The organism is Leminorella grimontii, from assembly GCF_039789245.1.
GTDB classification, from domain to species: Bacteria; Pseudomonadota; Gammaproteobacteria; order Enterobacterales; family Enterobacteriaceae; genus Leminorella; species Leminorella grimontii.
The window spans coordinates 2,206,417-2,220,003 of sequence record NZ_CP146357.1 but is presented as its reverse complement, the minus strand read 5'-3'; the positions used below and the strand labels follow the sequence as shown (position 1 = coordinate 2,220,003).

At 52.9% G+C, this 13,587-nt stretch carries 19 protein-coding genes; 9 read left to right on the top strand and 10 right to left on the bottom strand.

The annotated features are described in order from the left end of the window. Window positions 1-28: 28 nt before the first annotated feature. From V8L73_RS10400 to V8L73_RS10360, 9 genes are all read right to left on the bottom strand, one after another. The gene (locus V8L73_RS10400) at window positions 29-2,152 is read right to left on the bottom strand and encodes a DNA polymerase (RefSeq protein ID WP_347252936.1); all 2,124 of its coding nucleotides are present in this window, start codon (window positions 2,150-2,152) and stop codon (window positions 29-31) included. An 88-nt stretch (window positions 2,153-2,240) separates the two neighbouring features. Next, a complete protein-coding gene (locus V8L73_RS10395; protein ID WP_347252935.1) occupies window positions 2,241-2,405 on the bottom strand; it encodes a hypothetical protein in 165 nt (54 codons plus the stop codon). 155 nt (window positions 2,406-2,560) lie between these two features. Beyond that, a complete protein-coding gene (locus V8L73_RS10390) occupies window positions 2,561-3,109 on the bottom strand; it encodes a DUF2815 family protein (RefSeq protein ID WP_347252934.1) in 549 nt (182 codons plus the stop codon). A 17-nt stretch (window positions 3,110-3,126) separates the two neighbouring features. Beyond that, window positions 3,127-4,434: a DUF2800 domain-containing protein gene (locus V8L73_RS10385; protein ID WP_347252933.1), complete on the bottom strand. Its 1,308-nt coding sequence runs from the start codon at window positions 4,432-4,434 to the stop codon at window positions 3,127-3,129. Further along, window positions 4,427-5,335: a hypothetical protein gene (locus tag V8L73_RS10380; RefSeq protein WP_347252932.1), complete on the bottom strand. Its 909-nt coding sequence runs from the start codon at window positions 5,333-5,335 to the stop codon at window positions 4,427-4,429. The genes V8L73_RS10385 and V8L73_RS10380 overlap by 8 nt, the downstream gene beginning before the upstream one ends. 3 nt (window positions 5,336-5,338) lie before the next feature. Then, entirely contained in the window at window positions 5,339-6,052 is a 714-nt protein-coding gene (locus V8L73_RS10375) for a DUF7666 domain-containing protein (RefSeq protein ID WP_347252931.1), read from the bottom strand. Further along, entirely contained in the window at window positions 6,052-6,198 is a 147-nt protein-coding gene (locus tag V8L73_RS10370; RefSeq protein WP_347252930.1) for a hypothetical protein, read from the bottom strand. The genes V8L73_RS10375 and V8L73_RS10370 overlap by 1 nt, the downstream gene beginning before the upstream one ends. Window positions 6,199-6,349: 151 nt before the next feature. After that, the gene (locus V8L73_RS10365) at window positions 6,350-6,700 is read right to left on the bottom strand and encodes a hypothetical protein (protein WP_347252929.1); all 351 of its coding nucleotides are present in this window, start codon (window positions 6,698-6,700) and stop codon (window positions 6,350-6,352) included. A 10-nt stretch (window positions 6,701-6,710) separates the two neighbouring features. Continuing rightward, window positions 6,711-6,875: a hypothetical protein gene (locus V8L73_RS10360; protein ID WP_347252928.1), complete on the bottom strand. Its 165-nt coding sequence runs from the start codon at window positions 6,873-6,875 to the stop codon at window positions 6,711-6,713. Window positions 6,876-7,005: 130 nt separating this feature from the next. Here V8L73_RS10360 and V8L73_RS10355 point away from each other — a divergent pair, with 130 nt between their 5' ends. Continuing rightward, a complete protein-coding gene (locus V8L73_RS10355; protein WP_347252927.1) occupies window positions 7,006-7,167 on the top strand; it encodes a hypothetical protein in 162 nt (53 codons plus the stop codon). Window positions 7,168-7,314: 147 nt separating this feature from the next. Here the strand turns inward: V8L73_RS10355 and V8L73_RS10350 are convergent, their stop codons facing one another. Further along, on the bottom strand, window positions 7,315-7,992 hold the full coding sequence (locus V8L73_RS10350) for a helix-turn-helix transcriptional regulator (RefSeq protein WP_347252926.1): 678 nt from the start codon (window positions 7,990-7,992) through the stop codon (window positions 7,315-7,317). Window positions 7,993-8,128: 136 nt separating this feature from the next. On the opposite strand from V8L73_RS10350, the gene V8L73_RS10345 reads away from it, so the two are divergent. The 8 genes from V8L73_RS10345 to V8L73_RS10315 all read left to right on the top strand — a co-directional run bounded on the left by V8L73_RS10345 (window position 8,129) and on the right by V8L73_RS10315 (window position 13,585). Then, window positions 8,129-8,332, top strand: a complete 204-nt coding sequence (locus V8L73_RS10345) for a helix-turn-helix transcriptional regulator (protein WP_347252925.1) — start codon at window positions 8,129-8,131, stop codon at window positions 8,330-8,332. A gap of 3 nt (window positions 8,333-8,335) precedes the next feature. After that, entirely contained in the window at window positions 8,336-10,516 is a 2,181-nt protein-coding gene (locus V8L73_RS10340; RefSeq protein WP_347252924.1) for a VapE domain-containing protein, read from the top strand. Window positions 10,517-10,810: 294 nt separating this feature from the next. Next, window positions 10,811-11,200, top strand: a complete 390-nt coding sequence (locus V8L73_RS10335) for an antiterminator Q family protein (RefSeq protein ID WP_347252923.1) — start codon at window positions 10,811-10,813, stop codon at window positions 11,198-11,200. A 430-nt stretch (window positions 11,201-11,630) separates the two neighbouring features. After that, window positions 11,631-11,930, top strand: coding sequence for a phage holin family protein (locus tag V8L73_RS10330; RefSeq protein ID WP_347252922.1), 300 nt, complete (start codon window positions 11,631-11,633; stop codon window positions 11,928-11,930). Beyond that, window positions 11,927-12,352 (top strand): lysozyme, encoded by a 426-nt coding sequence (locus tag V8L73_RS10325; RefSeq protein WP_347252921.1) that lies wholly within the window; start codon window positions 11,927-11,929, stop codon window positions 12,350-12,352. The genes V8L73_RS10330 and V8L73_RS10325 overlap by 4 nt, the downstream gene beginning before the upstream one ends. Beyond that, on the top strand, window positions 12,349-12,711 hold the full coding sequence (locus V8L73_RS10320) for a hypothetical protein (protein WP_347252920.1): 363 nt from the start codon (window positions 12,349-12,351) through the stop codon (window positions 12,709-12,711). The genes V8L73_RS10325 and V8L73_RS10320 overlap by 4 nt, the downstream gene beginning before the upstream one ends. Beyond that, on the top strand, window positions 12,602-12,853 hold the full coding sequence (gene lysC / locus V8L73_RS19880) for an Rz1-like lysis system protein LysC (RefSeq protein WP_422655582.1): 252 nt from the start codon (window positions 12,602-12,604) through the stop codon (window positions 12,851-12,853). Before V8L73_RS10320 ends, lysC begins: the two co-directional genes overlap by 110 nt. A 171-nt stretch (window positions 12,854-13,024) precedes the next feature. Then, on the top strand, window positions 13,025-13,585 hold the full coding sequence (locus V8L73_RS10315) for a terminase small subunit (RefSeq protein ID WP_347252919.1): 561 nt from the start codon (window positions 13,025-13,027) through the stop codon (window positions 13,583-13,585). The last annotated feature ends 2 nt before the right edge of the window (window positions 13,586-13,587 follow it).

Below are 13,587 nucleotides of genomic sequence, written 5' to 3'. Positions count from 1 at the left end.
TTTAAATACTGCTTGTTCGGACTCATAATTAGTCTTTCCTGTATCTGTAAGACTCGAACCCCCCGGCGTTTAGTGGAATACCTGGGGCCCAATCAGGAACGGTTGCCAGTAACTGGCTGAGATGCTCCGCTGAGTATTCGGGTGAATAAGGGGCCTCACTTATAATTTCATCGTGTACCGTCAGCACTATGCTGTAACCCGCATCCTCGATCAGCGGCATGTTTCCTGCGAGGACGTCGCGCGCGGCTGCCTGAGTGACGTTTTCCACCAGCTTTCCGCCATAGGTCTTGAGCCTTTGCCATTTACGCGAATAGGAATTAACGCCCTGGTAGGTGATGTTTCCCTTCTCAATGGATGGAGACGGGTAGCAGAGTACGCGCCCGGATGGCAGCTGTATGCGCAGCCATGCGCCATCACGGCGAATTTTCAGATAACCGCAGTACAGCGTCTTTTTCGGTGTGGCAATGGCTGTGCGGACTGTACGTTCGAGTTCATACCAGAAATTGCAGGTTGCTGGATGCGCCCGGCGCCACAGGCGTTTAAGCGAGTCGCAGGCAATGAAGACTCGCTCTGACAGACCGTAGGTCGCCTTACGTTTGACTGACTCGTCATACCAGCTTTTCGCCTCGCGGATAACATCGCGGGGGATGTTCGGCAGCGCGGCGTTTGCCAGCTCGTCGAGGTCAAGACCATAGACTAGGGCGAAGGTCAGGAACGCCGCAACGCCACCGCCGAAGCCGAGGCCGAGCTCCATCACCTTACCGATTTGGCGCTGGTATTTATCAACGTCATCTGGCGAGATATTGAAGGCGCGGGCGTAGGCCAGTTTGTAGAGGTCCGGGCCCCGACGTTTAAAGTCCTTTGCAGCAGCATCCCATATTGGTGCGCCGTTCTGATCCAAGAGCAGCGTGTCATAATCCCTGAACGCGTCCAGCTTCCATTGCTCGCCGGCAAGCCAGGCCAGTTTACGTCCTTCGATGTTCGACAGGTCGCTAACCACCAGCTTTTTGCCTGCGGGGGCCATAATGCAGCCGCGCAGCGCCGAACTGGTCAGTTCCATGACGTTATCAAACAGCAGATCGGCGCACCCGGCTTTCAGCGCTTCGATCCCTTCGTCTATCTGTTTCTGTTCAAGAGAAGGGCGGGGCAGGTTCTGGGGCTGAAATAATCGCCCTGCCCAGCGTCCGGTTCGCGATGCGCCGCAAAACTGCAGTGTGCCGCGCAGGCGCCCGTCACGGCTTACACCCTTCATCAGTGATTTGTACTTACTGGTGCTGGTGGTGCTGGACTGAAGCCTGATGCGTAGCAGCTCTTTCACCGCGAATGGCAAATCAGGATCCGCTATGCGTCGCTCCAGCGTGCTGCGCTGCATGTCCGGCAGCTCCACGCCGTAGGATTCCACTATGTGCTTAATCAACGCATCACGCTGCGTAGCCGCCTGCACCTCGCCGTCGGTCATTACCTGTGTGCGCTTCGCTAGCCGTGCCTGTTCCTGTTCTACTGCCTCGATCGCCGCCTGCGCGAGCTGTACATCCATGCAGACGCCGCGGTCGTTTATCTGCTGGTCTCGGTGCCAGAGCGCCAGCTCTGTCCCTCGATAATTCCACTTAGGCAGACGCTTATACACCTCGCGCATTGCCTCGATATCTAGTCCGGCATAGGCTACAAAGCGCCGCCATTCCTCTGGGTGCGTTTTGCCGGTAGCACGGCGCAGCTTGCTATTTTTCGGGCGAGGCTTACAGAAAAGCTGGATTAACGCCTTGCCTTCCTTATCCTTTGCTTTATCGAGAGGCACGTCCAGCACTTCGCAAAGCGCTCCCAGCGCACCGGGGAGCCCATGCGCCAGCGCCTGTACCATTGTGTCGCGCCAACGCTCAATTGGCGGTGCCATGTCGGGCATGGCATGTCGCAGGACAGTACGGTCAAAGTGCGAGTTGTGCGCCCAGACTTCTACATCTGGGTTTTTGAGCGCAAGACGCAATTCCAGGGGGATTTTTTCACCTGAAGTAAGGTCCCACACCCGTACTGGGTCGTTATCAATAGCCCAGGCAAAAAGCATGATCTCGGCGCCCTCTGCATACGCGTGGGTACCATTTTTTATGGGTACCTCGGAGAAGGTTTCGAGATCGAGCCAGAGGATTCTATTTTCCATTTTTCAGCGGTCCTGCGGTTACATGACAGGCTTTAGTCATCTGAGATATCGAAGGGAAAAGTTACCCCGGTCAGCGCCGGGGGTAGGGTTATTTAGATTGTTGTGATTGGCGGTCTATTTCTTCCTGTGCGAACGCTATCAAATCCCACGCCAATTCCTTGCCGTGAGCGTAGCCGCTTAGCAGTTGTGCAGCTTCCAGAAATACCTTGATGTGGTTTATTAAATCCTGGCTATCTAAAGAAGAATCGACCATACGTACCTCTTTGATTTTGATCGAAAATTGATCGAAATATAAGCATGGGCGTGTGGTCGATTTGTTCCCAATAGATTTGATAGATCAATGCAATCTGTTTTGATCGCTTTTAGCGATCAATTCACTTTCTCCAATGTTTCCAAGTAGTTTCCAGTTTAAACAAGGTCCGTAGCGTCGGCACCTTCGCTAAGGTCGTCGAAGTCTTCTGCGCTGGCCACTCCGCCACCTGCGAACGCATCACCGTCGCGCAGGAACTGGACACCGCCCAGCGATGCGTTGACACGCTTGCCGAAGTTATTGTCCTGCGCCCAGATGTCGATCACCGCGTTGACATAACAACCGGCATACGGTCGGCCGTCGGCCTGAACCAGCTGCGAGCAATCGCGGTCGAGAACGGCAGGACGCGCCTTGTTGGCCGCATTCAGGAAGAAATTACCGGGGAAACCTTCATACTCTGCTTTTTCATCACCGTCATGTAGGCAGAGGTTGAGCTTCTTCTCCAGCTGGCTATAAATGGTTTCCCACTTCTCGCCCCATTTCTCTTTAGCAACTTGCTTAAGGATGTTGCGCAGTTCGGTTAACTGCGGGTGTTTAGGGTCGATCAGGAAGACGGCGGAGAAGCGCGGCTCACCTTCACCATTAACAGTTTTGGCTTCGAACAAAGCGGGAAAGGCCAGACGGACGTTATGCAATTTGAATTTCATGGGTGTTGCTCCTTCTATTAAATGAGGTCAGCGGCGAGCGCGTCGTCAGACACGTCGTCAAAGTCGTTTGCGGGGTTAATATTGAGCGCAGGGCGCGAGTCGGTTTCAGGAACTACGGTTGGTTTGCCATCGGGCCTATGTATTAGCGCCTTCAGCTTCGTCCAGCGGCGTTCGCTGATAGAACCAGCTTTGTAGAGCTTTTCGGCTTGTGTCGGGCTGATCAGCTTTTCGTTATAGATGGGAACCGCTTTACCGAGTCGAAACGCTTTTAGCGTTCCTTCGGCGACGGTTTCATCACGCCAGGCTCGGTTACCTTGGTTACCTGTAACGAGCTTGTAACCGGGGACGGCATGCCCGGCGTTTAGCTCGCTATCAACACGGGAACGAACGGACTTACAGAACGCCTCTACTTGGTCGATACGACTATACAGATCCGCCAGCGCTTCGGGGGTTAGTACTACTATGCGCTTGGGGGCTTCGATGAGCTGGGGTTCCAGCGGCTGTGTGAGGTCGACAAAATCGCCTTTCACGGTGTCCAGCGCTAACTGGGCCTCAGCCGCGCACCGGCCGCCAGAGGCTTTACAGAACCGGCACTGCTTTTCACCCGGGTTGAAGCTGGTTCGCGGTAGCGTTTCTACACCTTCACACTCCGCTATTTGCGCGGTGATAAGCGCTTCAGCAGCTGCTTCGCGAGCTCGCTCGCCAAATTGCCGCAGGTCGCCAACGCTAATCGGCCACTCTGATACGTGATCAAGACGAGGTTGGTGGATGAAGAGTCGGACGGTTTCGAAGTCGTACAGCAATTCCAGTTCCGCCAGCGCCCCCAGTGCGTATAGCTGCAATTGCGGGTTGTTTTCCGCATAGACCTTAACGCCGCGCCCGTATTTCAGGTCATGCACCTGCAGTTCCGGACCGTTGATAATCAGGGCGTCAGCGGTACCGAATTGGCCCTCAACGTCGACAACGGCAGAGAAGTCTACGCGCTGTTCTACCAGCAGCTCGTTGCCCTGAGCCAGTGCCCAAACGGTATCGACATACTGGCCGACGGCCTCGACCATTTCGTCGTTGACTTGCGGTGTATCGGGTTTACCGAGGGGGTACGTACCTAGATAATCGCCAGTGTTCTGGCCGCCGGTGATTTCTGTTTCTGCTATTTTGGGGTTTAGCCTGTTACGCAGTACGCATTCCGCGAGCGCGTGCGCTGCGGTGCCCTCGATAGCGAAAGGGGATTCCTCATCTGGGAGACCTGTCTCCATCGCCAAGCTGGCGGAACATGTCATCCACCTATGTGCAGCCGATGGAGATAATCGCGCATGCTCAGACATTTTCACCCCCTAACGCTGCCTCGGCTAATCGGGCGATTTCAGGCATAAGATCGTCCGGTGCTTCGCTTACCTTCTTGACACCGAACTTGTCGAGTATGGCCACAGCTTCTGAGCGATATCCGCCCCGGGCAAGCTGTAGAATAAGCCGTTCTACTGTTTTTCGGGGGGACTCGGCTTCATTTGCGGGAGGTGTAGCTTCATCGGCACTGCTGGCGGTGTCCTGCGTAGGCTCGGTTTTTACAGTTTTCGACTTTTTCGGCTTGATATTCGGGCGTTCGCTTGCATCAGCCTTCAGAACTGCCTCTGCATATTCACGACGTGACGTGATGTCCGGCAGCGCCTCCCAGTGCTGGCACAGCTGGCAGCAGATCTGCAGCTGAATGGACTTATACAGCGCTTTGAAACTTGGCACGCCGGAAAGCGCCATGCGTAGCGCATCCATATCAACCGCTGTATCTAGCGGCGAAGTAGCGGCGAGGGCTTTTTCAGCGTCAGCCAGCATATCGGACGTTAAGTGCTGGGCCTTATCGCCAAACAGCACCGCCAGCGCGGTGATGGTATCCAAATCCAGTTTTTCGATATCCGGCTGCTTAGCCCGTTCTTCGGCATCCCTTTGCAGCTGCATATACTCGATCTTGTGGATTTCTACCGCACCGCTGGCGAGCTGTTCTTCAAGTGCGCCTTCAGTATTGAGTTCAATAACCTTTCCGTCGCTATGCCGTACGTAAAAGGGGCCTTTACGCGCAGAGATGGTTTCTGCGTCGGTGATATCTTCCAGAGCGGGGACCTTAAAGGTGGTTTCTACTGACCCGGTCTGCTGCTGTTCCAACCATTTAGCAAGCAGGGCGCTGTGTGCCTCAATAGCTTGGGTGTTGCGTTCTAATGCGGATTCTAAGCTCATGAGTTATTCCTCGATTTCTACAAATTGGCCGTCTTTATCAAGGCGGTACCAGACATTAGGTTTAATCCCGTTTTCGCCTACCTTGCTTGCCCTGATATGCAGCAGTTCCCCCGTCTCGTCATCGCGGTAGCAAACTACGATGGCGCTGCCTTCGGAGGCGCGAGCCTTTCCTTCTATACCCAGCGAGCAGGCAACAGAGTGCAATCCAGATACCTCTGCGGCGGAGCGGTAGCCGGTGTTGCTTGCGGCGGAGCGGTTGCCGGTGTTGCTTGCGGCGGAGTAGTCGCCGGTGTTGCTTGCGGCGGAGCGGTTGCCGGTGTTGCTTGCGGCGGAGCGGTAGCCGGTGTTGCTTGCGGCGGAGTAGTCGCCGGTCATTACCTGTTGTTCGAGTGACCTGTCGACCTTATTCCATATCCAGTCGATAGCACGCTGCACAAAGTCCGGCATGGAGATCTCAGCCTTAATCGTGATAGAGGCGCTGGCAATCTTGGTGTCTCCGCCATCCTCACGATCTACATCACCAGCTGCCACGGTTTCGGCGTACCGACTGTCTGCCGGTGGGTAATAGCCGAAACAGTCGAGCGGGTATTCGCATGAATGGAACCCTGACGAGCAGGCTTCAACTTGGCCTTTGTGCTCGAAGGTTTTTCCAATTTCAAACTGGAACCCGCGGCAGGTTAACTCCTGAGTAAAGCCTTTATATGTGGTGATTTGCATTACAGTGTCCTTATTGCAACAAGTAGAATGGTGATAACCAGCCCAGCAGCGGTAGCAAAGGCCATAACGGTGATGAGGTCGAACGGACGGCGCCGGTGTTGCAGTACGTCTTTACCGGTTAGCCGATATAAATTTTCAGGTTTCATTAAGGGATGCTCCTTTATCAGGTAGGGGAGCACACCCGCCGCCCGAGGGCGCGGAAGCGGCTTTTATGGGTATGCTTTCGTACTTGGAAAGGGAAGTGGTAAAAAAGGGCCCCACAGGAAGGGGGCAAACGCCTTAGGGAAGGAAAACGGGTTATGAAACTACACTGTTAATTATTTCTAACGCTTCAGGTGGCCAATAGGTATCCGCTCCCCAGTTAGGTAGTTCGGAAGCCATTTTGAAGCACAGTTGAATCTCTCCATCAATATCTATTTCTGGGGTTGCCCAAGTAGATGAAAGGTAGGTGTAGGTTTCATCTTCGGGAACCGGTTTACCGTTTCGGTATATTTCCCCGCCGGTATATTCCCAGTCTCCAGAAAGACCTGCAGATACTATGGAAGGTTTCTTTTCCTTAATGAGTTGGGCGGCTAACACCCAATCGAAAACCATCAGTTCCTTATGCCTGTTTTGCTCGCCCCGAATGAAGGCGCTTATGCTATCCATAGTTCAACCCTTAATGTGCGTTGTGAATGGTTTGTTTGGCTTCTGCAATCTCGGCAAGGCTGAACGCAAAATCTTGCCAATTTTCAATCTTTGCGGCCAATTGCGCCGGGTTGCAGCCGCACTGTTCAACCCAGAATTTAATATTGAGACGGAGTACTTCTACTGCTGTTCTCATGCTCTTTTCCTCGTTTTTCAGTTCGCTTTGGCAGTGCGGCGGCCGGTGCTGATCTTCGGCTTGTCTCGACGGACTGCAATTCACCGCACTCCAAAGGGAACTAAGGTTGTTACTCAGATTGCTAATCCAAATGGTGCTACCCATCGCATTAGTCGCCCTGTTCGTCGAAGACCTTCCCGATCTCGCCCTGAGCCCGGCTACCGTTTATCGCCCACCGTCCGGCTATCCCATCTATACGAACAATTCCTGCTCGCTGTCTCCACCTATGGGAAGGTGCTTTTATGCGAATTAATGCACTGCCATGATAACCCAGAAATGCATTAATTAAGCGATAACGCATTTATATGTCAAATCGCATAGCTTGGTCAACCCGAAAATGCTTTATTTTACAAAAAAGAAAGACCGCATGACGCGGCCTATTTTTAACTATTTGATTTTGTTATGGACGCCATAACGACGATTTAGCGATTCCTGCTATGTATTGAATCTTGGAGACTTGCTCTTTGTGTAAGCGAATAGGTGCGTGATTTTCATTGACTGGAAGTAGGTGGTAGAAACCATCTCTTTCGAAGAGAAACGTTTTTACCATGACTTCACCACTTTCAGTAATGACTAAAACTTCATCCCCGGGGATGTATTCATGGTTAGGTTCTATAATCACAAATTCACCCTCTTTTATCCGGGGGACCATCGAATCCCCAACACATTTTAACGCATATACGTCTTTATCGTATGAGGGCCAACGAAGATACCCGTCACCACTGCCAACGGGGTATTGCATATCCGTCCAAAAGCCACCATTACCCAGCTGGGCGTTTCCTAGTACAGGCACTTCTTTGAACACAACATCGTAGGGATCGCCATCAACGTCAACTACCGTTTGGGGTTTAGTTTCCTGTAGGTCACATTCGGCTAAGTCTATCGGGGAGACCCTGAAGAAATTAGCTATCTGCTTTAGTGTCATGTATTTGGGGTCCTTTACTTCACCAGATAGCATTCGTTGAAGTGTAGACTGTTGCATCTTAATTCGTCTTGATAGCTCAGTAACGCTGCTAATCCCTTCCTTTTGCATCAAATACTTCATGTTTTTTCTAAATAAGTCGTGGTTGGATGACATACTTTTTTATCCTTTTTAGTTCCATGAATATGCGTTATTGCATATTCTAACGCGGATTTATAAAGCATTTCTGGGTTGATTATCAATGCGTTTTCGGATAGATTCGTGTAATAACCTGCTAACGGAGTGATAATCCATGCATGAGCTAACCCCCAAAGACATAGTACAGTCCCTGATTGATGCAGGGTTTACTCAAAACCAAATAGCTGACGCTGCGGGCGTAGCACAGTCCTCAATTTGTCGCCTACTTACGGGTGTCCATACCGACCCGCGTTTATCTACCGTAAGAGCGTTGGAAAAGCTTTACTCAGAACGAATAGTTGACGCGAAGAAGGCGTAGCCCATGCCAGACAATAAACCCTGGGGGGCGATGCCTGACGAGTGGTTCCACTTCGACCTGGTGCTGGGGCGTACTGACCAGCTGCTGCCAGTCGTGTGCAACCCGGGCGCGGCCATTTCTCCTGACAGTAAACTTAAAGCGCTGGGCAAGACGCCGAGCCGCTACAACCGTGACCGCCAGGTCACCGGCATTGCTCAGTGGACCGAGCATGTTGTCACCGAGCACGATTTTGCCCGCTGGTCGAACGAACCAGACTACGGGATCTGCGTGCGCACTGGCTTTGGTTGGCTGGCGCTGGACTGCGACAGCGAAGATGCCGACGTGCAATCCACAATCCGCAGTCTGCTGGTGCAGCAGTTGGGCGAACTGCCGCCGCGGCGCTGGCGTGCCAACAGTAATAAATGCCTGTATCTGCTGGCCGTTGACGGCGATTTCCGTAAGCGCATCCATCGGCTGGAAGGCGAGCTCGGTATCATCGAGCTGCTGGCCAACGGTCAGCAATTCGTTGCCTGCGGTACGCACAGCAGCGGCGCCCGTATTCAGTGGGACGGCGGTCTGCCTGATGAGCCGCCGGCGGTATCTGCTGAACAACTCGATACGCTGTGGCAGGCGCTGGCGGACCAGCTGCCAGTAACAGTGACCACGGAGGCCGGCAGCTCGAAGATGCGTGACCGGTCAACGTTCACGCCCGGCGCCACGGATGAGACGGCGGAGTATCTGGACGCGAACGGCTGGACTCTGTTGGACGGCGCGAACGGCGAGCGGTATGTCCGCTGCCCGTTTGAGGACGGCCACAGCACCAGCGGCGACCCGACCAGCACCGTCTATTTTCCTGCAGGAACCGCCGGGTTTGACCTTGGGCATTTCAAATGCCTTCATGCCAGCTGCGCGCATCGTAACGATGGCGATTTCCTTAACGCCATCGGGGTCCGCAATGACGATTTCGAAGATCTGACAAGCGGTACCGACGTTGCAGAGCCAGCGCCGCTGCCGGCGTTCGAGCGTGACAAATGGGGACGTATCGAAGCGACAATCAGCAACGCGGCCAAGGCCGTCGCGCGCTCTGACTTTGTCGATATCGATATTCGCTTTGACCAGTTCCGTGACGAAATCATGTTTTCCCCTGCGGGCGCCGGAGAGTGGCAGGCGTTCACCGATGCGGACTATGCGCGCCTGCGCATCACGATGGAAAAGCGGGGTTTTAAGCCTGTAGGGCGCGAGCTGATACGCGATGTTGTGCTGCTGGTGGCTGACGAGCATCCATTCGACTCTGCGACCACCTGGCTGAATGGGTTGGAGTGGGACGGCGTACCGCGTATCGAATCCTTCTACCATACCCACTTCGGTACCGCCGACACGCAGTACACCCGCGCGGTGTCCCTGTACATGTGGACGGCGCTGGCGGGCAGAGTGCTGGAACCTGGTATCAAGGCCGATATGGTCCCGATCCTCGTCGGTCCTCAAGGTTGCGGAAAATCCTCCGGGGTTGAAGCATTGAGCCCCGATCCGGCGTTCTTCACCGAGATATCCTTCGCGGAGAAAGACGACGACCTTGCACGTAAGATGCGCGGCCGGCTGGTGGCGGAGATTGGCGAACTGCGCGGCCTCAATACCAAAGAGTTGGAAAGCATTAAGGCATTCGTGACGCGGACGCATGAGAACTGGATCCCTAAGTACCGGGAGTTCGCTACGCAGTTCCCGCGCCGCCTGGCCTTCATCGGTACCACTAACGAAGACGAATTCCTCGCTGACAAGACCGGTAACCGGCGCTGGCTGCCCGTCGAAGTATCCAAAGTCAACGTACAAGCGATAAAAAGCGACCTGTTACAGCTATGGGCGGAGGCCCGAGAGACGTTTAAACGCCTCGGCGGTATCCAATTCCGCGACGCGGAACGCCTCGGCGTGGCCGTCCACGAACAGTACATGATCAAAGACGCATGGCTGGAGACAGTCGAAAAATGGCTTGAGACACCCGACTTGATAACCAACGACATTCCGCGAAATTGCGAGTTTTTACTATCTAGCGACGTTTTGCGGGAAGCGATTGGTTTGGACCCTCGCAACATCGGCAAGCGTGAAGAAATGAGAATTAGCAATGTTTTGCAAAATTGCGGTTATTTGCGGGATAGACGCTTTGTTAACGGTAAGCAAGTGCGCGTATGGGTGAAAACTAGTACCACCTAGACCACCTGTATTTTTAGGTGGTCTAGTCGTAGCTGTATGTTTTTAAAAGCGAAAGACAACCTAGACCACCTAGACCACCAAGTTATAACAACCCCATATATATATATAAGTCGTTCAGGGAAAGGTTAGGAAGTTAGTGGTCTAGGTTGTCATAGGTGGTCTAGTAGCAAAATAGTAATTTTTTGCGGTTTTCAGATGGCTAATTGCGTTTTGGGGTGCCTTGGCAACACACCCGGTGGAGAACGCGGTCACAGTTGGAAAATTTTTCAGTATCAAAATGTAGAGGTCAGAACTATGCGTGATATTCAACAAGTTTTAGAACGATGGGGTGGGTGGGCGGCTCAAGACAATACCGCAGTGAGCTGGTCGCCAATTGCGGCAGGCTTTAAGGGCCTGGTGCCGTCAGGATCATCAAGCCGCTTGTCATGCTGTGACGATGATGGACTGATCGTCGATGGCTGTGTCTGTCGCCTGCAGCAGGTGCGCAAGCCCGAAGAGCTGGACGTGATCATGCTGCATTACGTTTGCCAGCTCTCAAAGCGCGAAATAGGGCGCAGGATCCGAATATCCGAAATGGAGGTACGTAGACGCGTGAGCATTGCAGAGGGCTTCATTGCGGGGTGTTTGTGCATGCTGGGAGTGCGTTTGCAGATGGAGTCCGAAGTAGAAATAAAAAAACCTTAAAAAGTATTAGTGCGTGTCGCAAAAAGTGTATTACTCTGTTAGAAATCGAAGTTATGACCTCGCAACAGACCTCCAAATATTTGGGGGTCTTTTTGCTTTTGGGAATGTGGGAAAAGTGTATAAAACAGGGCGTATACGTTCCGTTTTCAACCAAGTGCCATAGTGGGCTTTTGTTAACTAAATGTTGCGCTTTATTTTGCCCAATATTGGGTTAGAAAACTGGTAAAAACAGGCCTTATCCCTCTAATTTCATCCCAACCTGTTTTTCGTGGTGCGAGTAAGTACCATTATGTTAAATAGTCCCAAAAATCGACAATTTTAGCGCCTCGGCCTCTGCCGGGGCGTTTTCGTATACGGCTCCTGCCAAACGCTAACGCGGCGGGCAAAATCCTTAATCAACTACAAACGGACACTCCGCAGGGGGTGATGTATGCGTATGCCTTGGAAAAACGATACAGCGTTACTCGCTGCGGTAATGGCGGTTCTCGGCGCTATCGCAAGCTATTCGAACCAAATCCTGCAGGGGGAGAAGTTCAGATGGTCCACGCTTTTTTTAAAAGCGATCGTCGCCGTTTTCTGCGGTGCTATGGTCGTTTTGGCAGGTAGCTATTACCAATGGAACCCGGAGTTCTCAGGCGGCGTGGCGGGCTTGTCAGGGTGGTTTGGCGTTGAATTCATCAAAGTTCTTGAAAAGCTTTTTATCAATAAAGCTCCAGGAGGCCGTGCATGATAACTAGCCAAAAAGGGATCGACCTCATCAAAACGTTTGAAGGGTGCGAGCTTAAAGCTTACCTCTGCCCTGCGGGAGTATGGACCATCGGCTACGGGCATACGAAAGGCGTAAAGCGTGGCGATGAAATCACGGCTACGCAAGCAGAGTGCTACCTGCGAGGGGACCTAGTGAGTTTCGAAGCGGACGTTAACCGACTAGTGCGCGTTCCACTGACGCAAGGGCAATTTGATGCTCTGGTGTCTTTTGCTTACAACTGCGGGTCGCGGGCGCTGAGTACGTCGACGCTACTGCGTAAGCTCAACGCTCGGGATTATTCCAGCGCCGCCGATGAATTCTCTCGATGGAATAAGGCTGGTGGAAAAGAGCTTCCCGGCCTAACACGTCGCCGCGCGGCAGAACGAGACCTTTTTCTATCATGAACGCATTACTGAAACATGCCGCGCCGGGCGTCCTGATATTTTTGATGGGTGTTGTGATTTGGTGGGGCGCTGGGCAACTGAAGACGCTTGGCGCGAAGCTGGAGTCATCAGAAGCAGCGCTCAAAGCCGAACGGCAGAACAATGACCAACTCCGCCGACAGTATGGTCAGATCCAAGAGGTGCTGGGCGATGTGGCGAAGAAGAAGGACGAAAGTGAAAGGGCGGTTGCAAGCTTACAAGCAGAACTCGATGAAGCGCAGCGCGCAGTACCGTGTGCTGGCCAGCGCGTGCCTGACGCTGTTACTCAGCGGTTGTGCAAGCGAGTCGATGCCGTCAACGCCGCTGCCGCTACCAGATAGCCTGCTGCGGCCTTGTTTGGCGCCAGAGTATCGAGTAAAAACCTATGGTGACTACCCTGGATACGTCGCCGAGCTACTGGCGGCGCTTGAGCAATGCAACCGCCAATTACAGGGAATTACGCAATTAGAACAGAAAAAATAGCCCCTCCGAAGAGGGGCCGCGCTACACATTTGTCGTCGGAGACGTTGGTCGACGACGGGGGCAATAATACCCCCTAACTGCGGGTGTTCAAGTAGCGACGTCATGAAATGCGTAATGTCTCGAATTTTATTTGAATAAGTCGCTTAGGCGGCTTTCTTATTAGGTAACACTATGACTAAGAAGCTGAAAGCGAAACACGAAATGTTTTGTCGAGAGTTTCTTGTCGATCTGAATGCTACCCAAGCGGCCATACGGTCCGGATATGCTGCACAGCGTGCGCACATCACCGGCCCGGTGCTTGCCAACAAACCAGAAGTGAAGGCTCGTATCAACGAGCTAAAGCAGGAGCGTATCGACCAACTGGGCATTGACGCGAATTACGTGCTAAAGCGTTTGGTTGAAATAGACCAGATGGACGTGATCGACATTCTTAACGACGACATGACGATTAAGTCAATTAACGAGTGGCCAGAAACGTGGCGCCGAACTATCCAGGGCGTTGATTTAATCAATCTTGCCTCCAAGGATGATTTGGACGTTATTCTCAAAAAGATTAAGTGGCCCGACAAGGTTAAAAACCTTGAGCTGTTGGGGCGTCATGTCTCTATTCAGGCGTTTAAAGACAACGTTAAAAACGAGGTCACCGGCGCTGACGGTGGTCCCGTTCGGACAGAAACAACCAACTTAACGCCAGAGCAAGCTGCGGAGGCGTACAAAAAAATGATGGGTTAGCT

Excerpts from the sequence above, each read along its gene's own strand:
- V8L73_RS10345 (WP_347252925.1), top strand. The coding sequence starts at position 8,129 with ATGCATGAGCTAACCCCCAAAGACATAGTACAGTCCCTGATTGATGCA.
- V8L73_RS10330 (WP_347252922.1), top strand. The coding sequence starts at position 11,631 with ATGCGTATGCCTTGGAAAAACGATACAGCGTTACTCGCTGCGGTAATG.
- V8L73_RS10375 (WP_347252931.1), bottom strand. The coding sequence starts at position 6,052 with ATGCAAATCACCACATATAAAGGCTTTACTCAGGAGTTAACCTGCCGC.
- lysC (WP_422655582.1), top strand. The coding sequence starts at position 12,602 with ATGAAGCGCAGCGCGCAGTACCGTGTGCTGGCCAGCGCGTGCCTGACG.
- V8L73_RS10355 (WP_347252927.1), top strand. The coding sequence starts at position 7,006 with ATGGTGCTACCCATCGCATTAGTCGCCCTGTTCGTCGAAGACCTTCCC.
- V8L73_RS10325 (WP_347252921.1), top strand. The coding sequence starts at position 11,927 with ATGATAACTAGCCAAAAAGGGATCGACCTCATCAAAACGTTTGAAGGG.
- V8L73_RS10340 (WP_347252924.1), top strand. The coding sequence starts at position 8,336 with ATGCCAGACAATAAACCCTGGGGGGCGATGCCTGACGAGTGGTTCCAC.
- V8L73_RS10395 (WP_347252935.1), bottom strand. The coding sequence starts at position 2,405 with ATGGTCGATTCTTCTTTAGATAGCCAGGATTTAATAAACCACATCAAG.
- V8L73_RS10390 (WP_347252934.1), bottom strand. The coding sequence starts at position 3,109 with ATGAAATTCAAATTGCATAACGTCCGTCTGGCCTTTCCCGCTTTGTTC.
- V8L73_RS10335 (WP_347252923.1), top strand. The coding sequence starts at position 10,811 with ATGCGTGATATTCAACAAGTTTTAGAACGATGGGGTGGGTGGGCGGCT.
- V8L73_RS10400 (WP_347252936.1), bottom strand. The coding sequence starts at position 2,152 with ATGGAAAATAGAATCCTCTGGCTCGATCTCGAAACCTTCTCCGAGGTA.
- V8L73_RS10380 (WP_347252932.1), bottom strand. The coding sequence starts at position 5,335 with ATGAGCTTAGAATCCGCATTAGAACGCAACACCCAAGCTATTGAGGCA.
- V8L73_RS10350 (WP_347252926.1), bottom strand. The coding sequence starts at position 7,992 with ATGTCATCCAACCACGACTTATTTAGAAAAAACATGAAGTATTTGATG.
- V8L73_RS10360 (WP_347252928.1), bottom strand. The coding sequence starts at position 6,875 with ATGAGAACAGCAGTAGAAGTACTCCGTCTCAATATTAAATTCTGGGTT.
- V8L73_RS10315 (WP_347252919.1), top strand. The coding sequence starts at position 13,025 with ATGACTAAGAAGCTGAAAGCGAAACACGAAATGTTTTGTCGAGAGTTT.
- V8L73_RS10370 (WP_347252930.1), bottom strand. The coding sequence starts at position 6,198 with ATGAAACCTGAAAATTTATATCGGCTAACCGGTAAAGACGTACTGCAA.
- V8L73_RS10365 (WP_347252929.1), bottom strand. The coding sequence starts at position 6,700 with ATGGATAGCATAAGCGCCTTCATTCGGGGCGAGCAAAACAGGCATAAG.
- V8L73_RS10320 (WP_347252920.1), top strand. The coding sequence starts at position 12,349 with ATGAACGCATTACTGAAACATGCCGCGCCGGGCGTCCTGATATTTTTG.
- V8L73_RS10385 (WP_347252933.1), bottom strand. The coding sequence starts at position 4,434 with ATGTCTGAGCATGCGCGATTATCTCCATCGGCTGCACATAGGTGGATG.